The 20,592-nt window shown below is 71.7% G+C and carries 16 protein-coding genes; 14 read left to right on the top strand and 2 right to left on the bottom strand.

The window, feature by feature from the left end; translation table 11 throughout:
- Positions 1-5 precede the first annotated feature (5 nt).
- The 4 genes from ACP4J3_RS19430 (at position 6) to ACP4J3_RS19445 (ending at position 7,231) form a co-directional block, all read left to right on the top strand.
- Positions 6-1,262: a glycoside hydrolase 5 family protein gene (locus tag ACP4J3_RS19430; RefSeq protein ID WP_426536008.1), complete on the top strand. Its 1,257-nt coding sequence runs from the start codon at positions 6-8 to the stop codon at positions 1,260-1,262.
- Entirely contained in the window at positions 1,259-3,265 is a 2,007-nt protein-coding gene (locus tag ACP4J3_RS19435) for an endo-beta-N-acetylglucosaminidase (RefSeq protein ID WP_426536010.1), read from the top strand. The genes ACP4J3_RS19430 and ACP4J3_RS19435 overlap by 4 nt, the downstream gene beginning before the upstream one ends.
- A gap of 33 nt (positions 3,266-3,298) precedes the next feature.
- Positions 3,299-6,316: an alpha-mannosidase gene (locus tag ACP4J3_RS19440; RefSeq protein WP_426536012.1), complete on the top strand. Its 3,018-nt coding sequence runs from the start codon at positions 3,299-3,301 to the stop codon at positions 6,314-6,316.
- Positions 6,317-6,415: 99 nt separating this feature from the next.
- The gene (locus ACP4J3_RS19445) at positions 6,416-7,231 is read left to right on the top strand and encodes an N-acetylmuramoyl-L-alanine amidase (RefSeq protein ID WP_426536014.1); all 816 of its coding nucleotides are present in this window, start codon (positions 6,416-6,418) and stop codon (positions 7,229-7,231) included.
- 16 nt (positions 7,232-7,247) lie between these two features.
- Here ACP4J3_RS19445 and ACP4J3_RS19450 read toward each other — a convergent pair whose 3' ends face one another.
- Positions 7,248-7,949 (bottom strand): FadR/GntR family transcriptional regulator, encoded by a 702-nt coding sequence (locus tag ACP4J3_RS19450; RefSeq protein WP_426536016.1) that lies wholly within the window; start codon positions 7,947-7,949, stop codon positions 7,248-7,250.
- Positions 7,950-8,113: 164 nt separating this feature from the next.
- On the opposite strand from ACP4J3_RS19450, the gene ACP4J3_RS19455 reads away from it, so the two are divergent.
- The 8 genes from ACP4J3_RS19455 to ACP4J3_RS19490 are packed head-to-tail and all read left to right on the top strand — an operon-like array spanning position 8,114 to position 15,938.
- Positions 8,114-9,193, top strand: a complete 1,080-nt coding sequence (locus tag ACP4J3_RS19455) for a sugar ABC transporter substrate-binding protein (RefSeq protein WP_426536018.1) — start codon at positions 8,114-8,116, stop codon at positions 9,191-9,193.
- Positions 9,190-10,689: a sugar ABC transporter ATP-binding protein gene (locus ACP4J3_RS19460; protein WP_426536020.1), complete on the top strand. Its 1,500-nt coding sequence runs from the start codon at positions 9,190-9,192 to the stop codon at positions 10,687-10,689. The genes ACP4J3_RS19455 and ACP4J3_RS19460 overlap by 4 nt, the downstream gene beginning before the upstream one ends.
- The gene (locus tag ACP4J3_RS19465) at positions 10,682-11,707 is read left to right on the top strand and encodes an ABC transporter permease (RefSeq protein ID WP_426536022.1); all 1,026 of its coding nucleotides are present in this window, start codon (positions 10,682-10,684) and stop codon (positions 11,705-11,707) included. Before ACP4J3_RS19460 ends, ACP4J3_RS19465 begins: the two co-directional genes overlap by 8 nt.
- A gap of 38 nt (positions 11,708-11,745) precedes the next feature.
- Positions 11,746-13,101 (top strand): L-fuconate dehydratase, encoded by a 1,356-nt coding sequence (locus tag ACP4J3_RS19470; protein ID WP_426536024.1) that lies wholly within the window; start codon positions 11,746-11,748, stop codon positions 13,099-13,101.
- Positions 13,098-13,853, top strand: coding sequence for an SDR family NAD(P)-dependent oxidoreductase (locus ACP4J3_RS19475; protein ID WP_426536026.1), 756 nt, complete (start codon positions 13,098-13,100; stop codon positions 13,851-13,853). Before ACP4J3_RS19470 ends, ACP4J3_RS19475 begins: the two co-directional genes overlap by 4 nt.
- The gene (locus ACP4J3_RS19480) at positions 13,850-14,797 is read left to right on the top strand and encodes an aldo/keto reductase (protein ID WP_426536028.1); all 948 of its coding nucleotides are present in this window, start codon (positions 13,850-13,852) and stop codon (positions 14,795-14,797) included. Before ACP4J3_RS19475 ends, ACP4J3_RS19480 begins: the two co-directional genes overlap by 4 nt.
- Positions 14,794-15,108: an L-rhamnose mutarotase gene (locus ACP4J3_RS19485; RefSeq protein ID WP_426536030.1), complete on the top strand. Its 315-nt coding sequence runs from the start codon at positions 14,794-14,796 to the stop codon at positions 15,106-15,108. The genes ACP4J3_RS19480 and ACP4J3_RS19485 overlap by 4 nt, the downstream gene beginning before the upstream one ends.
- On the top strand, positions 15,093-15,938 hold the full coding sequence (locus tag ACP4J3_RS19490; RefSeq protein ID WP_426536032.1) for an amidohydrolase family protein: 846 nt from the start codon (positions 15,093-15,095) through the stop codon (positions 15,936-15,938). Before ACP4J3_RS19485 ends, ACP4J3_RS19490 begins: the two co-directional genes overlap by 16 nt.
- On the opposite strand, the gene ACP4J3_RS19495 is transcribed toward ACP4J3_RS19490, so the two are convergent.
- On the bottom strand, positions 15,926-17,347 hold the full coding sequence (locus ACP4J3_RS19495) for a lipase maturation factor family protein (RefSeq protein WP_426536034.1): 1,422 nt from the start codon (positions 17,345-17,347) through the stop codon (positions 15,926-15,928). The two genes, ACP4J3_RS19490 and ACP4J3_RS19495, sit on opposite strands and share 13 nt — an antisense overlap.
- 172 nt (positions 17,348-17,519) lie before the next feature.
- Between ACP4J3_RS19495 and ACP4J3_RS19500 the strand changes: the two genes are divergently transcribed.
- Positions 17,520-19,595, top strand: a complete 2,076-nt coding sequence (locus ACP4J3_RS19500; protein WP_426536036.1) for a SpoIIE family protein phosphatase — start codon at positions 17,520-17,522, stop codon at positions 19,593-19,595.
- Between the two features lie 40 nt (positions 19,596-19,635).
- Positions 19,636-20,499: an Fpg/Nei family DNA glycosylase gene (locus ACP4J3_RS19505; protein ID WP_426536038.1), complete on the top strand. Its 864-nt coding sequence runs from the start codon at positions 19,636-19,638 to the stop codon at positions 20,497-20,499.
- The last annotated feature ends 93 nt before the right edge of the window (positions 20,500-20,592 follow it).

Here is a 20,592-nt window from a genome sequence, read left to right on the forward strand (position 1 = left end):
ACTGCATGCCTGCTGCCGTGCGCTTCGGCGTCAACTACACCCCCAGCGAAGGGTGGTTCCACCACTGGCTCGACTTCGACCCCGACTCCGTACGCGCCGACCTCGACTCGACCGCCGCGCTGGGCCTCGACCACATCCGGGTCTTCCCGCTGTGGCCGTACTTCCAGCCCAACCGCACCCTGATCCGGGGACGCGCGATCGAGCACCTGGTCCAGCTCGTCGACGCCGCCGCCGAACGCGGCCTCGACGTCAACGTGGACGGCCTGCAGGGCCACTTGAGCAGCTTCGACTACCTCCCGGCGTGGACCCGGACCTGGCACCGCCGCAACCTCTTCACCGACCCGGAGGCCGTCGAGGGCCAGGCCGCCTACCTGCGCACCCTGGCGGCGGCGTTGGACGACCGCCCCAACTTCCTCGGCATGACCCTCGGCAACGAGGTCAACCAGTTCTCGGCCGGCCCGCATCCCGACCCCGACCGGGCGACCGAGGCCGAGATCGACCGCTGGCTGGCGCGCATGCTCGCCGCCTGCGAGGAGGGCGCCCCCGGGCGGCTGCATCTGCACGCCGAGTACGACGCCACCTGGTACCAGGACGACCAGCCGTTCACACCCGCCCAGGCCGCCCGGCACGGCGCCGTCACCGCCGTGCACTCCTGGGTCTTCAACGGCACCGCCCAGCGCCACGGCCGCACCTCCGTCCCGACCGAACACCACGCCGCCTACCTCGTCGAGCTGAGCAAGGCCTGGGCCGACGACCCCCACCGCCCCGTCTGGCTCCAGGAGGTCGGCGCGCCCGCACCCCTGATCCCGCCCGAGCACGCCGCCGCCTTCACCGAGGCGACCGTCGCGAGCGCCCTGGACTGCCCCGACCTGTGGGGGATCACCTGGTGGTGCTCCCACGACGTGTCCCGGGACCTGGCCGACTTCCCCGACCTCGAATACGGGCTCGGCCTGCTGACCAACGACCGCAAGCCGAAGGACACCGCCCGGGTACTGGAGCGGGCGGCCCGTGGGCCGCGGCAGGCGCCCGCGCCGCGTACGACGGCGCTGACCGTCCCCGCCGATCCGTCCACCCGCTCGCTCTGCGCACCGGGCGGCCCCGTCTTCGACGCCTTCTTCCGGCTGGTCGCCGACGGCGTCCGCCCCACCACCGTCCTCGACGTGCGCGCCGCCGACCAGGACCACCTGTCCGCACGCGGCATCACCGAGGTCGTCGCTCCCGATCAGGTACTCCCCGCCCCACAAGGAGGCACCCGCTCGTGAACCCCACCAGACGCACCGTCCTCATCGCCGGCGCCACGGCCGCCCTGCTGCCCTCGCTCCCGGCCTTCGGCGCACCCAAGGCCAAGGCCGCCGCCCTCCAGCCGTACGCCTCCTACTGGTATCCGGACTCCCTGCCCGCCGGCACCCCGGGCACCGGCATCACCTGGCGCAGCCTGAAGTCCTGGCGCCCGGCCGACGACCCGGACCTCGCCTTCAACGCGTCGACCGTCCCCCTCGCCGCGCGCTTCACCCCCACCCCGGCCAACCCGACCGCCCGCACGGACCAGGCCCGCATCCAGTCCCTCGTCTCCTTCGGACCCACCGCGGGCAACCCCTCCCAGGGCTCGGCCACCGCCGACTACTACGCCCTCACACACTGGGCGTACATCGACGAGCTGGTGTTCTGGGGAGGCTCCTCCGGCGAAGGGCTCGTCCTGGCGCCGAACGCGCCGATCGTCGACGCCGCCCACCGCCACGGCGTGCCCGTCCTCGGCAACATCTTCCTGCCGCCCGTCGCCTACGGCGGACAGCTTCAGTGGACCCGTGACCTGGTGCAGAAGGACGCGGCCGGGCGGTATCCGCTGGCCGAGCGGCTGGTCGCGGTCGCGGCGGCGTACGGCTTCGACGGGTGGTTCGTCAACGCCGAGACCAGCGGCGGGAACGCTGAGCTGGGCGCGGACATGCTGGGCTTCCTGCGCGAGCTGAAGACGCTTGCGCAGGTGAAGGGCCAGCGGGTGACCTGGTACGACTCGATGACCGTGAACGGGAGCGTGAGCTGGCAGGGGGCGCTCAACTCCCAGAACGAGCCGTTCTTCCAGGCGGCCGACGACATGTTCGTGGACTTCCGGTGGACGGCGGCGAAGCTGACGTCGTCCGGGCAGCGCGCCCAGGAACTGGGGCGCGGCCGCTACGAGTTGTGGGCGGGCGTCGACGTCGAGGCGAACGGCTGGAACTCGTCCGTGAACTGGGACGCCATCGTGCCGCGCGACAAGGCGCATGTGGCGTCGGTCGGCTTCTACCGGCCCGAGTGGACCCGCAATCACCTGCCGGCGGACGGGCGGAGCCCGGGGGACTTCCACGCCGCCGACGACCGGTTCTGGACCGGCCGGTCACTGGATCCCTCGCGGCCGGACGGCACGGACGGTTGGCGGGCGCCGGCCGTGACCGTCGCCGACCGGTCGACGGTCACCTCGGTGCCGTTCGCGAGCGTGTTCAACACCGGGCACGGGCTGCGGTGGTACGAGGACGGTGAGGTGACGTCGGATGTGCCATGGAATCACCTGGGCCTGCAGGACCGGCTGCCGTCCCGGCGCTGGGTCGTGCACACCGACGGGCGGCGACCGGCCGTGACCTTCGACTTCGCGGACGCGTGGCACGGCGGCAGCAGTGTGCTCGTCGCCGGTGAACCGGACCGGCCCGCGGTCCTGGAGCTGTATGCGACACGGCTGCCGGTCACCGCGGACACGGTCGTCGAGCTGACCCATCGGACCGACGCGGGCGGCGTGCAGGTCGAGCTGGCCGTCGCCACCGCCGAGCCCACCGCTCCGGGGGCGACACCGCCGTACACCTACTTCCCCGTGACCTCGGCCGACGGCTGGCACACCGCGACCGTAAGGCTCACCGGCCTGACCGGCACCGCACACGCCATCGGCGTCCGGCTCACCGCGACCGACGGCGGCCCCGTGCGATGGCGGCTCGGTGGCCTCGCGGTCCGCACCGGCACGCGGACGCCCGCCGCACCCACCGGCCTCCGCATCACCGCGGCCTCGGGCGGCGACCTGCGCTTCGCCTGGGCCCCGGCCCCCGGCGACGCACGCCACCACACCCTGCACCGCCTCCTGCCCGACGGCACCCGGCGCTTCCTCGGCGGCACCTGTCAGCGCGCGTTCTTCGTCGGCGGCCTGCGACCCGAACCGGGCGAAGCGGCGGCACGGTTCGAAGTACGTGCCGTAGGGGAGCTGTACACCACGTCGGATCCCGCGACCGTCACCCACCGCTGGTAACAACCCGGACGACCTACCTACGGAGCACCCCGTATGCATGACGACCGCAACCTGGTCGAAGCCCGCCTCAAGCGCGTCCTCGACGAGCGCGTCCGCCCCGCCGTGTACCCCGAGTCCGTGCCGCTGGACGTGGCGGTGTGGCATGCGCCCGGCGAGCCGGTGCCCGTCGCCGAGGGGCTCGCGGCCGAACCCGAGCCGATCGAGGTGGGCGCCCGCTGGGGTGCTCCGTGGGGCACGAGCTGGTTCCGGGTCACCGGGACCGTGCCCGAGGCGTGGGCCGGGAGGACCGTCGAGGCGCTGCTGGACCTCGGGTTCGACGAGAACATGCCCGGCTTCCAGTGCGAGGGCCTGGTCTACCGGCCCGACGGCACCCCGGTGAAGGGCCTCAACCCGCGCAACCAGTGGGTGCGCATCGGCGCCCCGGTGGCGGGCGGCGAGGAGGTGCGGCTGCACATCGAGGCGGCCTCCAACCCCGTCATCCTCGACTACCACCCCTTCCTGCCCACGCGGTTGGGCGACAAGGAGACCGCCGGCGGCGAACCCCAGTACACGCTCACCCGCATGGACCTCGCCGTCCTCGACGAGAACGTGTGGCAGCTCGTCATCGACCTGGAGGTGCTCGGCGAGCTGATGGCCGAGCTGCCGGTGGAGTCGGCGCGGCGCTGGGAGATCCTGCGGGCCGTGGACCGGGCGCTGGACGCGATCGACCTCCAGGACGTGGGCGGTACGGCGGGGCGGGCGCGGGAACGACTGGCCGGGGTGCTCGCCGCGCCCGCCGTGCCGTCGGCGCATCGCATCAGCGCCGTCGGACACGCGCACATCGACTCGGCGTGGCTGTGGCCGCTGCGCGAGACCGTGCGCAAGGTGGCCCGGACGACCTCCAACATGACCGCACTGATCGAGGACGAGCCCGACTTCGTCTTCGCCATGTCGCAGGCCCAGCAGTGGGCGTGGGTGAAGGAGCACCGGCCCGAGGTGTGGGCGCGGGTGAAGAAGGCGGTGGCGGACGGGCGGTTCGTGCCGGCCGGCGGGATGTGGGTGGAGTCGGACACCAACATGCCCGGATCGGAGGCGATGGCCCGGCAGTTCGTGCACGGAAAGCGGTTCTTCCTCGACGAGTTCGGCATCGAGAACGACGAGGCCTGGCTGCCCGACACCTTCGGCTTCGCCGCCGGACTGCCGCAGATCATCAAGGCGGCGGGCTCCAAGTGGCTGCTGACCCAGAAGATCTCCTGGTCGCAGACCAACAAGTTCCCGCATCACACCTTCTGGTGGGAGGGCATCGACGGCACCCGGATCTTCACCCACTTCCCGCCCGTCGACACCTACAACTGCTCGATGAAGGGCAGCGAGATCGCCCACGCGGCACGGAACTTCAAGGACAAGGGCAGGGCCCGGCACTCCCTCGCGCCCACCGGCTGGGGCGACGGAGGCGGTGGCACGACCCGCGAGATGATCGCCAAGTCGGCGCGGCTGCGCGACCTCGAGGGCTCCGCCACCGTCGTCTGGGAGACCCCGGACGCCTTCTTCCGCAAGGCCGAGGCCGAGTACCCCGACCCGCCCGTCTGGGTCGGCGAGCTCTACCTCGAACTCCATCGCGCCACCCTCACCAGCCAGGCCAGGACCAAGCAGGGCAACCGCCGCAGCGAACACCTCCTGCGCGAGGCGGAGCTGTGGGCCGCCACGGCCGCCGTACGCACCGGGTTCCCCTACCCCTACGAGGAGCTGGACCGCATCTGGAAGACGGTCCTGCTGCATCAGTTCCACGACATCCTGCCCGGCTCGTCCATCGCGTGGGTGCACCGCGAGGCACGTGCCACGTACGACCGCCTCGCGGGCGAGCTGACGGCGATCATCGACTCGGCGCAGCGCGCCCTGGCCGGCCAGGGGGAGCGCGAGCTGGTCTTCAACGCGGCCCCGCACACGCGCGACTGCGTACCGGCCGGCGGGGCGCGCACCCCGGTGACCGAAGGCCGGACGGCCCTGACGCCACGCCCGGACGGCGGCTTCGTCCTCGACAACGGCCTGCTGCGTATCGAGATCGACGCGCGGGGCCTGGTGGTGTCGGCGTACGACATCGAGGCCGACCGCGAGACGATCGCACCCGGCGGGGCCGCGGGCCTCCTCCAACTGCACCCCGACTTCCCGAACATGTGGGACGCCTGGGACGTCGACGAGTTCTACCGCCATACGGTCACCGACCTGACCGAGGTGGACGAGCTCACCCCCGGCGCGGACGGCGCGTCGGTGCGGATCGTCCGGTCCTTCGGCGACTCCCGTGTCACCCAGCACCTGTCCCTCGCGGCGGGGGAGCGGCGGCTGCTGTGCGACACCGAGGTCGACTGGCACGCGACGGAGAAGTTCCTGAAGCTCGCCTTCCCGCTCGACGTGCACGCGGAGCGGTATGCGTCGGAGACCCAGTTCGGGCACTTCTACCGGCCCACGCACACCAACACCAGCTGGGAGGCGGCGAAGTTCGAGGCCTGCAACCACCGTTTCGTGCACGTGGCGGAGCCGGGCTGGGGCGTCGCCGTCGTCAACGACTCGACGTACGGCCATGACGTCACCCGCACCGTCCGCACCGACGGCGACCGCGGCACGACCACCACGGTGCGCGTCTCCCTGCTGCGCGCCCCACGCTTCCCGGACCCCGAGACCGACCAGGGCGTGCACCGGTTCCGGCACGCCCTGGTGCCGGGCGCGGGCGTCGGGGACGCGGTGCGCGAGGGCTGGCGGATCAATCTGCCGGAGCGGCGGATCACCGGCGCCCGCGAAGTCGCCCCGCTGGTGACGGTGGACCAGGACGCGGTCGTGGTCACGGCCGTCAAGCTGGCCGACGACGGCAGCGGGGACGTGGTGGTGCGCCTGCACGAGGCCCACGGCGGCCGGGTAGGGGCCACCCTGACGGCGGACTTCGAGGTCGCGGACGTCGCGGCGACGGATCTGCTGGAACGCCCGCTGCCCGAGAGCCCGGAGTACGACGGGCGGCGCGTCGCCCTGCGGTTGCGGCCCTTCGAACTGGTGACGCTGCGGTTGCGCCGGGCCTTGTAGCACGGACGGGGGACAGCGGCGCGCCATCGCGGCCCGGGACGCCAACCATCTCCACACTCAAGGACGCTGGCGTCCCGTTCGCGCGCCCTGGAGGCACTCTTGAAGCTCGTCACGCGAGCCCAGCTCGGCTGGCCCGCATCAGCCGCACCCGCGCAGCCCTCGGCCGAGGGCGTGAAGGTCCACTACGAAGGCGCGCCGGTCAGCGTGAAACTCCTCGACGACCACGACCTCTGCCTCGCCAAATGGAAAGCGATCCGCAAGGACCACCTCGCGAACGAGAAGGAGAACTACTCGGACATCGCCTACAACTACGGCGCCTGCCCGCACGGCCATCTCCTGGAGGGACGCGGCCTCGGCAGGCGCACCGGGGCCAACGGCAACCAGGAACTCAACCGCGCCCACTACGCGATCTGCGGCCTGGTGGGATCGCAGGGACTGACCAAGCCGACGGACGCGATGCTGGGTGCCATCCGCGACGGCATCGAGCTGCTGCGCCGCCACGGTGCCGGCAAGGAGATCAAGGGCCACCGGGACGGCTTCGCCACGCAGTGCCCCGGCACCCACCTGTACGCATGGGTGCGCAAGGGAGCCCCACGCCCCGGCGGCTCGCCGACCGTGCCGGGCCCGCGGCCGGTGATCGACCTTTCGAAGGTGGTCGCCGCGGCCCTGCACGACCCCGACAGGGCCAGCACCCCGGTGTCGTATGCGGGCGTGCGCACCGTGGAGAAGGCGCTCGTCGCGGAGGGCCTGCTCGCCGCCCGGCACGCCGACGGCCACTTCGGCGCGGCGAGCGTCGAGGCGTACTCCGCCTGGCAGCACCGCTGCGGCTTCAACGGCACGGACGCCGACGGCATCCCCGGCCAGGTGTCCCTGAACCGACTCGGCGAAGCCCACGGCTTCGACGTGCGTCCGTAGGACCCGGCGGAGGGTGTCAGCCGCCGAGCTGCGTCCTCAGCCACTGCTCGACCTCGCCGACATGCGCGGCGGCCGCGGCCCGGGCCGCCTCCGGGTCGCGAGCCACCAGGGCGCGGTGGATCGCGGCGTGTTCGCGGCGGGTGCGGGTGAAGGCGCCCTCCTCCTGGTAGCCGCGCCAGACGCGGGCCCGGAAGGTGCGCGACGACAGGCCCTCCAGGATCGCGGCCATGGTGTCGTTGCCCGCGGCGAGGGCGATCTCGCGGTGGAACGCCAGGTCGTGGGCGAGGATCTCCTCGGGGTCGTCCGTGGCGTTCATCGCCGTCAGGTGCTTCTCGACCTCCGCGAGCTGGTCCGGTGTGATCCGCGCCGCCGCCATGGCGGTCGCCGTCGACTCCAGGATGCGCCGCACCTCCAGCAGCTCCACCAGACGCGGGCCCCGTGAGAGGTCGGCCACCACGCCGAACGTCTCCAGCAGATCGCCGGCCTCGAGCTGGGTGACGTAGATGCCCGAGCCGTGCCGGGCCTCCAGCACTCCCAGCACGGTGAGCGCGCGGATCGCCTCGCGCATCGAGCTGCGGGAGATGCCGAGCCGCGCCGCCAGATCGCGCTCGGTCGGCAGCCGCTGGCCGGGCTCGAGGCGTCCCTCCGCGATCATCGCCTTGATCTGCTCGATGGCGCGCTGTGTCACGGTGCCCTTCTGCGGGGCTGTCTCGTCCACGCCATTCCTCCTGTCGCCCGGTGCGCCGCAGTGTAGCCCCGGAGGTGGTCCGACCACTATCGGTCCGATCCCTGGAAAAATGCCTCTGGAGGGTGTTCTTCTGAGGGAGTGGTCTGATAAGTATGCGGGCATCTGCTCGAACAAGCTCAACGAGGAGCCGCCAGATGCCCGGCAGGACAGTGAGCAAGAGGAAGCGGAACAGGTCCCGGATCTTCGGCGCGGTGGCGGCGGTGGCCGGCGCCTCGCTCGTGCTCGCCGCATGCGGAAGTACCAACGACACCGGCGCGACGAGCGCCGAAGGCGGTGGCGGCAGCGGCAAGGTCGGGGTGATCCTGCCCCTGCTGACCTCGCCGTTCTGGCAGTCGTACAACGACTACGTGCCGAAGATGGCCGACTCCGAAGGAGTCGACGCGCTCAAGACGGTCAACTCCAACAGCGACCCCTCCCAGCAGATCACCGACATCAACAACCAGCTCAACCAGGGCGTCAAGGGCCTGGTCGTCGCCCCGCTGGACAGCGCCGCCATCGAGGCCGGCCTCGACCAGGCCGAGCGCAAGGGCGTGCCGGTCGTCGCGGTCGACGTGGCGCCGGACAAGGGCAAGGTCGCGATGGTGGTGCGCGCCAACAACGTGGCGTACGGCGAGAAGGCCTGCCAGTACCTGGGCGAGCAGATCCCCTCCGGCAAGGTCGTGCAGATCATGGGCGACCTCGCCTCCGTCAACGGCCGCGACCGCTCAGAGGCCTTCCGCGCCTGCGTGAAGAAGAACTTCCCCAAGCTGAAGGTCCTGGAGATACCGGCCAAGTGGGAGTCCGACGCCGCGGCCTCCAAGCTGGACACCCTCCTGAACGCCAACCCCGACATCAAGGGCATCTACATGCAGGCCGGCGGCGTCTACCTCGCGCCGACCCTCCAGACCCTCAAGTCGAAGGGCATGCTGAAGAAGGCGGGGCAGGCCGGGCACATCACCATCGTCTCCAACGACGGCATCCCGCAGGAGTACGACGCCATCCGCAAGGGCGAGATCGACGCGACCGTCTCCCAGCCCGCCGACCTGTACGCCAAGTACGGCATGTACTACATCAAGGCGGCGATGGAGGGGAAGAAGTTCGAGCCCGGCCCGACCGACCACGACTCGACCATCGTCAAGCTCCCCAGCGGCATCCTGGAGGACCAGCTCCCCGCCCCGCTGGTCACCAAGGACAACGTCGACGACCCCAAGCTCTGGGGCAACACGGTCAAATGACGACGCCACTCGTCGACGCGCGGGGCATCGTCAAGCGCTACGGCCCCACCACCGCCCTCGCCGACGGACGCCTCACCGTCCTGCCCGGCGAGTCCCACGCCCTCGTCGGCCGCAACGGCGCCGGCAAGTCGACCCTGGTCAACATCCTCACCGGACTCCAGGCCGCCGACGCGGGCGAGGTCCGCTTCGACGGCCGGCCGGCGCCCGCCCTGGCCGACCGCGACGCCTGGCGCCGCAAGGTGGCCTGCGTCTACCAGAAGCCCACCGTCGTCCCCGAGCTGACGGTCGCCGAGAACCTGTTCATCAACCGGCAGCCGCTCAACCGCGGGTTCATCAGCTGGCGCAAGCTGCGGTCGCAGGCCGCTGACCTCCTTGCCACCTGGGACGTGCACGTCGACCCGGACGCCCGCACCTGGGACCTCAAGGTCGAGGACCGCCAAATGGTGGAGATCGCCCGGGCGCTCAGCTTCGGCGCCCGCTTCATCATCCTCGACGAGCCCACCGCCCAGCTCGACAACCGTGAGATCGAGCGGCTGTTCGGGCGCATGCGGGCGCTGCAGGACTCCGGCGTCACCTTCCTGTTCATCTCGCACCACCTCCAGGAGGTGTACGAGGTCTGCCAGACCGTCACGGTCCTGCGCGACGCCCGCTGGATCACCACCGCCCCGGTCGCCGAACTGCCGCGCCGGGCCCTGGTGGAGGCCATGGCGGGGGAGTCCCTTGAGGCCATCGCCGAGCAGGCCGTCGATCCCAGGGACGTCGACCACGACGCCCCCGTCCTCCTCGAAGCCCGCGGGCTCACCTCACCGGCGTACGACGACATCGACCTCACCGTCCGCCGCGGCGAGGTCGTCGGACTCGCCGGCATCAGCGGCAGCGGCAAGGTCGAGCTCGCCGAGTCCTTCGCCGGACTGCACACCCCGACCGCCGGGACGGCTCAACTGGACGGCCGGCGGCTGCCGTTCGGCGATGTGCGGGCCGCCCTCGACGCCGGTGTCGCCTGCGTCCCCCGCGACCGGCACGACCAGGGCCTGGTCTCCGGCATGACCATCGGCGACAACGCCACGATGACCGTCCTGGACCGGCTCGGCCGCCTCGGCTTCGTCGGCACCGACCGCAGGCGCGGCGTCGCCACCGCCCTCATCGAACGCCTCGACATCCACACCGAGGGCCCCGACCAGCCCGTCTCCGACCTGTCCGGCGGCAACGCGCAGAAGGTCGTCATGGCCCGCGCGCTCGCCTCCGACCCCCGGCTGCTCGTGCTGATCAACCCCACCGCCGGCGTCGACGTGAAGTCCAAGGAGTCCCTGCTGGCCCGCGTGGACAGCGCCCGCGAGGACGGCATCGCCGTACTCGTCGTCTCCGACGAACTCGACGACCTGCGCCGCTGCGACCGCGTCCTCGTCCTGTTCCACGGCCATGTCGTCGCCGAGCACCCGGCGGGCTGGCGCGACCACGAGCTGATCGCCTCCATCGAAGGAGTGGACCATGGCTGACACCAAGGCCCCACCGGTTACGCCCGTCAAGGTCCCGGACGCCCGTGCGGCCAGGGCGGTGCTGCTCCGCCGGGCCCGTGAACTCGCCCTGGTCCCCGCCCTGTTGCTGCTCATGGTGCTCGGCGCGGTGGTCAACGACTCGTTCCTCACCGAGCGCAACCTCATCTCGATCCTCGGTGCCTCCGCCGCCCTCGCGATGGTCGTCCTCGCCGAATCCCTCGTCCTCATCACCGGCAAGTTCGACCTGTCCCTGGAATCGGTCGTCGGCATCGCACCCGCCGTGGGCGCGCTTCTCGTGCTGCCCGCCGCCAAGTCCGGCTGGGGCACCGAACTCCCCGCCGCCCTCGCCCTGCTGGCGATCCTCGTGGTCGGCGCGGCCGTGGGTGCCTTCAACGGCATCCTCGTCGTGAAGTTCAAACTCAACGCGTTCATCGTGACGCTCGCGATGCTGATCGTGCTGCGCGGTCTGCTGGTCGGCGCGACCAAGGGCAAGACGCTGTTCGGGATGCCCGACAGCTTCTACTCCCTCGCCACCACCACGTTCATTGGCATCCCGATGTCCGTGTGGCTCGCAGCGGCCGCCTTCGCCACCGCCGGGTTCGTGCTCAAGTACCACCGCATCGGACGCGCCCTGTACGCCATCGGCGGCAACGCGGACGCCGCCCGCGCGGCCGGTATCCGGGTCGAGCGCGTGATGCTCGGCGTGTTCATCGTGGCGGGCACCCTCGCGGCCGTCGGCGGGATCATCCAGACGGGCTACGTCGGCGCGATCAGCGCCAACCAGGGCAACAACATGATCTTCACCGTGTTCGCGGCCGCGGTGATCGGCGGCATCAGCCTGGACGGCGGCCGGGGCACCATGTTCGGCGCCCTGACCGGCGTACTCCTGCTGGGTGTCGTCCAGAACCTGCTCACCCTCGCCCAGGTCCCGTCGTTCTGGATCCAGGCCATCTACGGCGGAATCATCCTGATCGCCCTCATGATCGCCCGTGTGACCACGGGCCGGGCCCAGGACTGACCCCCGGCTGCCCACCGCCCCTGACGGAAAGGACTTCAGTGTCCCAGGCCCCCGGCACACCCACCCGCGTCACCGCGGTCGACACCTATGACATCCGCTTCCCCACCTCGCGCGAGCTCGACGGCTCCGACGCGATGAACCCGGACCCCGACTACTCGGCCGCGTACGTCGTGCTGCGCACCGACGGGGCGGACGGCCACGAGGGGCACGGGTTCACCTTCACCATCGGGCGGGGCAACGAGATCCAGGTCGCCGCGATCGAGGCCCTGCGCGGCCATGTCGTGGGCCGGTCCGTCGAGGAGCTGTGCGCCGACCCGGGGACCCTCAACCGCGACCTGATCGGCGACAGCCAGCTGCGCTGGCTCGGCCCCGAGAAGGGCGTGATGCACATGGCGATCGGCGCCGTCATGAACGCCGTGTGGGACCTCGCCGCCAAACGCGCCGACAAGCCCCTGTGGCGCCTGCTCGCCGACGCCGACCCGGAGTGGATCGTCCGCCAGATCGACTTCAGGTACCTCACCGACGCGCTCACCCCCGAGGAGGCGCTGGCCCTCCTGCGCCGGGGACGGGAGGGCACGCAGGAGCGCACAGCCCGGCTCCTGGAGCGCGGCTACCCCGCCTATACCACCTCCGCCGGCTGGCTCGGCTACGACGACGAGAAGCTGACCCGGCTCGCCGCCCAGGCCGTCGCCGACGGCTTCCGGCAGATCAAGCTGAAGGTCGGCGCCGACCTGGAGGACGACGTACGGCGCTGCCGCGTCGCCCGCTCGGTCGTCGGGCCGGACATCCGCATGGCCATCGACGCCAACCAGCGCTGGGACGTGGCCGAGGCGATCCGCTGGACCAAGGCACTCGCCGAGTTCGACCCGTACTGGATCGAGGAGCCCACCAGCCCCGACGACGTCCTCGGCCACGCCGCCATCCGCGAGGCCGTCGCCCCGGTCAGGGTCGCCACCGGGGAGCACGTGCAGAACCGGGTCGTCTTCAAGCAGCTCCTCCAGGCCGGCGCCCTCGACGTCCTCCAGATCGACGCGGCCCGCGTCGGCGGCGTCAACGAGAACCTCGCCATCCTGCTGCTCGCCGCCAAGTTCGGCGTCCCGGTCTGTCCGCACGCGGGCGGCGTCGGACTGTGCGAACTCGTCCAGCACCTGTCGATGTACGACTACGTCGCGGTCACCGGCACCACCGAGGACCGCGTCATCGAATACGTCGACCATCTGCACGACCACTTCCTCGACCCGGTGGTGATCAGGGAAGGTCACTACAGGGCACCCACCGCGCCCGGCTTCTCGGCCGCCATGCGACCCGAGTCGATCGCGCGGTACACATTCCCGGACGGCGCCTTCTGGGCCGCCGACCTCGACGCTTCCGGAAAGAAGGGGCACGCGGCATGAACGACTTCGACGGTCTCAAGGCGCTGGTGACGGGAGGCGCCTCCGGCATCGGCCGGGCCACGGCCGAACTCCTCGCCGCGCGCGGCGCCCAGGTCGCCGTACTCGACCTGGACCCGTCCTCCGTCGACAAGCCGCTGCTCGCCTTCCGCGCCGACGTCACCGACGACACTTCCGTACGGGAGGCCGTGGCGGCCGCCGTCGCCGAGCTCGGCGGGCTGGACGTGGTGGTCAACAACGCCGGCATCGGCGCTCAGGGCACCGTCGAGGACAACGACGACGCCGAGTGGCACCGGGTCATGGACGTCAACGTCGTCGGCATGGTGCGGGTGGCCCGCGCCGCCCTGCCGCATCTGCGGCAGTCGTCGCACGCGGCGATCGTCAACACCTGCTCCATCGCGGCCACGGCAGGGCTCCCGCAGCGCGCGCTGTACAGCGCCACCAAGGGCGCCGTGTACTCGCTCACCCTCGCCATGGCCGCCGACCACGTCCGCGAGGGCATCCGCGTCAACTGCGTCAACCCGGGTACGGTCGACACCCCCTGGGTCGGCCGCCTCCTCGACGCCGCCGCCGATCCGGCCGCCGAACGCGGCGCCCTGGAGGCCCGCCAGCCCACCGGCCGTCTCGTCTCCGCCACCGAGGTCGCCGGCGCCATCGCCTACCTGGCGAGCCCGCTCTCCGGCGCCACGACCGGCACCGCCCTCGCCGTCGACGGCGGCATGCAGGGCCTGCGGCTGCGGCCGGCGGGCCAGTGAGCACCCCGAGCGGGCTCGGCTTCGGGGCCGCCGTCATCGGCAACCTCTTCACCGAGGTCGACGAGGAGCAGGCGTACCAGGCGGTGGACGCCGCCTGGCAGTGCGGTGTCCGCTACTACGACACGGCGCCCCACTACGGCCTCGGCCTGTCCGAACGCCGCCTCGGCGCGGCTCTGCGTGAGCACCCCCGCGAGGAGTACACGCTCTCCACGAAGGTGGGCCGCCGGCTGGAACCGTCCACCGACGGCGGCGACGACCTGGCGCACGGCTTCGCCGTGCCCGCCACCCATCGCCGCGTCTGGGACTTCACCGAGGACGGCATACGGCGCACCCTGGACGCCAGCCTGGAACACCTCGGCCTCGACCGCGTCGACATCGTCTACCTGCACGACCCCGACGACCATGCCGAGCAGGCCTTCCGGGAGGGCTACCCGGCCCTGGAGAAGCTCCGCGCGGAAGGCGTCGTCGGCGCGATCGGCGCCGGCATGAACCAGGCGGAGATGCTCACCCGCTTCGTCCGCGACACCGACGTCGATGTGGTGCTGTGCGCCGGCCGCTACACGCTGCTCGACCAGAGCGCGCTGGACGAGCTGCTGCCGGCGGCTGTCTCCAGGGGCACGTCCGTCGTCATCGGCGGCGCCTTCAACTCCGGCCTGCTCGCGGATCCCAAGCCGGGGGCGACGTACAACTACACGCGGGCGCCCGGCGAGTTGCTGGACCGGGCCCTGCGCATGAAGGAGGTCGCCGAGCGGCACGGCATGAGCCTGCGCGCCGCCGCGCTGGCCTTCTGCGCGGCTCACCCCGCTGTCAGCAGCGTCCTGGTGGGTGCCCGCTCGGCTGACGAAATCCGGGACGCCGCCGTCCAGTTCGCCACCCCGGTCCCCGACTCCTTCTGGCAGGAGCTGCGGGACACCGGACTCCTGGCCAGGGAGGAACCCTCATGAGAGTCGCCCTGCACACCAAGGTCCGCGCGGACCGCATCGCCGAGTACGAGGCCGCCCACCGGGAGGTGCCGGTCGAGCTCACGGACGCCATCCGGGCCGCCGGGGCGACGTCCTGGACGATCTGGCGCAGCGGCACCGACCTCTTCCACGTCCTGGACTGCGAGGACTACGGCCGCCTCCTCGCCGAGCTGGAGAAACTCCCGGTCAACGTGGTCTGGCAGGCTCGGATGGCCGAACTGCTCGACGTGGTGCACGACTACTCCGGGGAGGGCGTGGACGCCGGTCTGCCCGTCGTATGGGAGCTGCCGTGACCGTCGTCGACGCCCACCACCACGTCTGGGACCTGTCGGTTCGGGACCAGGACTGGATCACCGGCCCCGAACTCCAGCCGCTCAGAAGGAACTTCGGCATCGCCGACCTGGCCCCTGAGGCGCGGGCTGCCGACGTCACCCGCGCCGTCCTCGTCCAGACGGTCACCGTGCCCGAGGAGACCCCGGAGTTCCTGGCCCTCGCCGCCGAGCACGAGCTGATCGCTGGCGTCGTCGGCTGGACCGACCTCACCCGTCCGGACGTCGCCGAGGAACTGGCCCGGTTGCGGGAGCTGCCCGGCGGGCGCTATCTCAAGGGCATCCGCCACCAGGTGCAGGGCGAGCCCGACCCGCAGTGGCTGCTGCGTGCGGACGTACGGCGCGGGCTCGCCGCCGTGGCGGAGGCGGGGCTGGTCTACGACCTGGTGGTCCTGCCGCACCAGCTCCCCGCGTGCGCCAAGGCGGCGGCCGCACTGCCCGAACTCACCTTCGTCCTGGACCACTTGGGCAAGCCGCCCATCGCCTCCGGCGCCCTCGAACCCTGGGCCTGTCACCTGCGCGCCCTGGCCGCGCACCCCAACACGGTGTGCAAGCTCTCCGGCATGGTCACCGAGGCCGACCTCGCCTCCTGGACGGCCGACGACCTGCGCCCGTACGCCGATGTGGTGCTGGAGGCGTTCGGCCCGGACCGGATGATGTTCGGCTCGGACTGGCCGGTGTGCACGCTGGCGGCGTCGTACGGTCAAGTCGTCGCCGCGGCCCGGGAGCTGACCGGGAAGTCCGACCGCCAGCAGATCTTCGAGGGGACCGCCACCCGCGTCTACGACCTCTGAGCCACCTCGGCCAGCCTGGTCGGCGGCAGATACTCCCGCACATACGTCCGCTCCCAGCACGCGCCCGTCTCCCGCAGCTCACGCCAGGTCGTGTACCGGTAGCGGAAGAGGCGGGCGCGCACGAAGCGCGGCGGCTCGTCGGGCGGGAAGGGCGAGCGGCGCAGCAGCTTCAGCGTGTCGCGGTCGTTCTCCAGCAGCCGCTCCACCAGGGCGCCGAACCATGAGCCGGCGTAGGCGGGCGACAGCGCGGCGAACCACATCAGCCAATCCAGGCGCAGATGGTACGGAGCGAACTGGCGCGGCCAGCGCCGGGGATCGCCCGGCTTGCCCTTGAACTCGTACTCCCGCCAGTCCGACTCCTCGCGCGGCGCGTCGTCGACGGTCCCCTCCACGACCACCTCGTACCGGACCCTGCTGACGCTGCCGAAGGCGCCGTAGGTGTTGACCAGGTGGAGCGGGTCGAAGGAGCGGTTCATGATCTGGCGGCGGGAGATCATGTTGGCGACCGGGCGGTAGCTCAGCAGGACGAGGAGCGCGGCGACCGCGAGGACCACGACCTCGTACCACAGCGGCGCCCCGGCCACGGAGGGCGGATCGCTCGGGAACTCCAGCGCCGACAGGGCCAGCACGATGGTGATCCAGTTCAGCCAGGAGAAGTTGCCCGACAGGACCAGCCACAGTTGGGTGACGATCATCAGGGCGGCGGCGGCCGTCGCGATCGGCTGCGGGGCGAAGAGGAAGACCGGCACGACGAGCTGGGTGAAGTGGTTGGCGGCCACTTCGACCCGGTGCAGGGGCTTGGGAAGATGGTGGAAGAACCAGCTCAGCGGGCCCGGCATCGGCTGGGTCTCGTGGTGGTGGTCCAGGCAGGTCAGCTTCCGCCAGCAGGCGTCGCCGCGCATCTTGATCAGACCGGCGCCGAACTCCACCCGGAACAGGATCCAGCGCAGCAGGAACAGCACCACGATCGGCGGCGCCACCTCGTCGTTGCCCAGGAACACCGCGAGGAAGCCGACCTCCAGCAACAGCGACTCCCAGCCGAACGAGTACCAGGTCTGTCCGACGTTCACGATCGACAGGTACAGCGCCCACGGCACCAGCCACAGCAGCATGGCGCCCCACAGGGGCACGAAGGAGTCGAGGCCGGCCAGCAGCGCCGCCGAGACCGCGCAGCCCGTCCAGGCGCAGGCGGCGAAGAACCGGTCCGAGTAGTGCAGTTGGAACACGCTGGGCGCGGCCCGGAAGCGGACCTGTGCGACGAAGCGCGGCACGGGCAGCATGCCGCGCGCGCCCATCAGCGCCCGGAACTGCAGGGCCGCCGTCAGGAACGCGACGAGGTACACGCCGGCCAGAGCCCGCTGGAAGACCAGTCGGCTCGTCCAGTATTCCGGTGCGACGAACCAGTCCATGGCCGTACCCCTCCTTCCTCATTGTCGCGCCACGCGACCCATGTGACTCTGCGTATACCACCTCTCCGCTTGTGTAACCCAAGCGAGTGAGACAGACACTGCGCGCCCCCGTCGGCGAATCACTCCCGTCGCACCGGTCGAAGAATCCGGCAAACCCTGGCAAGGTGGCTCCATGGTTGATCGGGGAGCGAGCGCCCTGTCACTCCCGGACGACTGGCCCGCCCACCCGGATCCGATCCTGGCGCTCAACCAGATGGGCACCTTCGACTGGGACCTGGACAATGGCGTCTTCCACATGGACGCCCAGGCCCACGAGGTCTTCGACCTGCGCCCCGACGAGTACGACGGAAACCCCGCGACCCTGGCGATCAGGGTGCCGCCGCCCGAGGCCTACCGGCTGGACGGCCTGGTCTCCCAGGCCCTGAAGGACGGCAGCGAGAACTACGGCGCCTACTTCCGCATCCGCTGCCGCGACGGCCACCTGCGCTGGACCCACACCCAGGGCCACATCCGCCGCGACGAGACGGGCCGCCCGCGCCGCATCATCGGCATCGTCCGGGACGCCACCGCTGAACTCGCCCAGAGCGAGGAGCGGCGCGAGCAGGCCGCCGACGACGAGGCCCGCCGGCAGCAGACCAACGTCGTCCAGCTCACCACGGCCGCCCTCGCCCACGCCCGCACCATCCAGGACGTCATCGACGTCCTCAAGGACACCCACGGCCTGACCCACCTCGGCGCCACCAGCCTGGTCATGGGCCTGGTCGAGGCCGGCCGCATCCGGCTGGTCGCCGAGGGCCCCGCCGGCAGCTTCGTGCCCGGAACCCTGGTCACCCGGATCGACGAGCAGTACCCGATGAGCGAGGTCGTGCGGACGCTCAGCCCGCGCTTCATCGAGTCACCGGAGGAGTTCGCGGAGAGGTACCCGATCCTCTGGCCGCACATCACCGACCTGAACATCACGTCCGCCGCCTACCTGCCACTGATCGCCCAGGCCCGGCCGATCGGCGCCATCGGCCTGCTCTACAGCGACCGGCGCGGCTTCTCCACCGACGACCGCAATGTGCTCGTCGCGCTCGGCAGCAGCATCGCGCAGAGCCTGCAGCGGGCCATGCTCTACGAGCAGGAGAAGGACCTCGCCACCGGCCTCCAGCAGGCCATGCTGCCCCGCACCATCCCCAGCGTGCCCGGCGCCGACGTCGCCGTCCGCTACCGTTCGGCCTCCCTCGGCCGGGACATCGGCGGCGACTGGTACGACCTGATCCCGCTGCCCGGCGGCCGCGTCGGCGCCGTCATCGGCGACGTCCAGGGCCACGACACACACGCCGCCGCCGTCATGGGCCAACTGCGCATCGTCCTGCGCGCCTACGCTGCCGAGGGACACACCCCGGCCACCGTGATGGCCCGCGCCTCGGTGTTCCTGCACGAACTGGACACCGACCGCTTCGCGACCTGCCTGTACGCGCAGGCCGACCTGTCCACCGGGGTCGTGCAGGTGGTGCGGGCCGGCCACATCGACCCGCTGATCCGGGAGCCCGGCGGCGACTGCCGGCGCGTCCCGGTCGAGGGCGGGCTGCCGCTCGGCCTGTCCGCGGAGTTCGGGCGGCTCGAATACCCGGTCGGCACCATCGAGCTGGACTCCGACCACACCCTCCTGCTGTGCACCGACGGCCTGGTCGAACAGCCCGGCGCCGACCTGGACGACGGCATGCGGACCCTGACCGCGCTGATCGCCACCGGTCCGGACGATGTACGGGACCTCGCCGACCGCCTCATCGACGTGGCCGAGGAACGCGGCGGCGACGACGACGTCGCCCTGCTCCTGCTGCGCCGCCGCGTCCTGGACGCCCCGCGGGCCGGCGGCCGCCTCCAGCAGCACGTCGCACCCGGCGACCCCGAGGCCCTCTCCGCGGCCCGGCACATGATCCGCGCCGCCGTGCGCGCCTGGGGCGCGGGCGACCGGGCCGACGAGGTCGAACTGGTCGCCGACGAGCTGATCACCAACGCGCTGATGCACACCGAGGGCTCCGCCGTCGTGACCCTGCGGGTCCTCACCGGCTCCGAGCGCCGGCTGCGCGTCGAGGTCGAGGACTCCTCCAGCGCCCTGCCGCGGCGTCGCGAGGCGGGGGAGTCAGGTGTCTCGGGGCGAGGGCTGCTCCTGGTCGACCTGCTCACCGACGTGTGGGGCGTGGAGGCCCGGGGCGGCGGCAAGGCCGTGTGGTGCGAGTTCCTGGCGCCGGAGCGGTCGTGAGGCCCGTGTCGGTGTCGGTCCCGGATGGCACTCTGGACGTATGCCGGAACTCCCCGAGGTCGAAGCGCTCAAGGACTTCCTGACCGAGAACCTGGTCGGTCATGAGGTCGTGCGGGTGCTGCCGGTCGCGATCAGCGTCCTCAAGACGTACGACCCGCCGGTCACCGCCCTCGAGGGCCATGAGGTCACCGCCGTGCACCGGCACGGCAAGTTCCTCGACCTGGAGACGGCCGACGGCCCGCACCTCGTGACCCACCTGGCCCGGGCGGGCTGGCTGCACTGGAAGGACCGGCTCCCCAGCGGCATGCCCCGCCCCGGCAAGGGCCCGCTCGCGCTGCGCGTGGCCCTGGAGACCGGCGCCGGCTTCGACCTGACGGAGGCGGGCACGCAGAAGCGCCTCGCGGTGTACGTCGTCCGGGACCCGCAGCAGGTCCCGGGCGTGGCCCGGCTCGGCCCGGACCCGCTCGCCGACGACTTCGACGAGACGCGGTTCGCGGCGCTGCTGAAGGACGAGCGCCGCCAGATCAAGGGTGCCCTGCGCGACCAGAGCCTGATCGCCGGGGTCGGGAACGCCTACAGCGACGAGATCCTGCACGCGGCGAAGATGTCCCCCTTCAAACTGGCGTCGTCACTGAGCGCCGAGGAGACGGCGCGGCTGTACGAGGCCCTGCGGACGACCCTCACCGACGCGGTCGAGCGCTCGCGCGGGGTCGCGGCCGGTCGGCTGAAGTCCGAGAAGAAGAGCGGCCTGCGCGTCCACGGCCGCACCGGCGAGGCCTGCCCGGTCTGCGGCGACACCATCCGCGAGGTCTCCTTCAGCGACTCCTCCCTCCAGTACTGCCCGACCTGCCAGACGGGCGGCAAGCCGCTGGCGGACCGGAGGATGTCGAGGCTGCTGAAGTAGGCGGCGCGGGCGGTCTGCCCGCCGCCGGCTTGTGCGGGGCCGCCTGCCGCGCCCCTCGCCGAGGAGGCGGCAGGCGGCACCCGTGCGGCGCCC

This window comes from Streptomyces sp. UG1 (assembly GCF_049974585.1).
Taxonomy (GTDB): domain Bacteria; phylum Actinomycetota; class Actinomycetes; order Streptomycetales; family Streptomycetaceae; genus Streptomyces.

What these genes read in the sequence shown, in the direction of transcription:
- ACP4J3_RS19455 (WP_426536018.1), top strand. Translation starts at nt 8,114, where the DNA reads ATGCCCGGCAGGACAGTGAGCAAGAGGAAGCGGAACAGGTCCCGGATC.
- ACP4J3_RS19485 (WP_426536030.1), top strand. Translation starts at nt 14,794, where the DNA reads ATGAGAGTCGCCCTGCACACCAAGGTCCGCGCGGACCGCATCGCCGAG.
- ACP4J3_RS19465 (WP_426536022.1), top strand. Translation starts at nt 10,682, where the DNA reads ATGGCTGACACCAAGGCCCCACCGGTTACGCCCGTCAAGGTCCCGGAC.
- ACP4J3_RS19460 (WP_426536020.1), top strand. Translation starts at nt 9,190, where the DNA reads ATGACGACGCCACTCGTCGACGCGCGGGGCATCGTCAAGCGCTACGGC.
- ACP4J3_RS19495 (WP_426536034.1), bottom strand. Translation starts at nt 17,347, where the DNA reads ATGGACTGGTTCGTCGCACCGGAATACTGGACGAGCCGACTGGTCTTC.
- ACP4J3_RS19500 (WP_426536036.1), top strand. Translation starts at nt 17,520, where the DNA reads ATGGTTGATCGGGGAGCGAGCGCCCTGTCACTCCCGGACGACTGGCCC.
- ACP4J3_RS19440 (WP_426536012.1), top strand. Translation starts at nt 3,299, where the DNA reads ATGCATGACGACCGCAACCTGGTCGAAGCCCGCCTCAAGCGCGTCCTC.
- ACP4J3_RS19475 (WP_426536026.1), top strand. Translation starts at nt 13,098, where the DNA reads ATGAACGACTTCGACGGTCTCAAGGCGCTGGTGACGGGAGGCGCCTCC.
- ACP4J3_RS19430 (WP_426536008.1), top strand. Translation starts at nt 6, where the DNA reads ATGCCTGCTGCCGTGCGCTTCGGCGTCAACTACACCCCCAGCGAAGGG.
- ACP4J3_RS19505 (WP_426536038.1), top strand. Translation starts at nt 19,636, where the DNA reads ATGCCGGAACTCCCCGAGGTCGAAGCGCTCAAGGACTTCCTGACCGAG.
- ACP4J3_RS19490 (WP_426536032.1), top strand. Translation starts at nt 15,093, where the DNA reads ATGGGAGCTGCCGTGACCGTCGTCGACGCCCACCACCACGTCTGGGAC.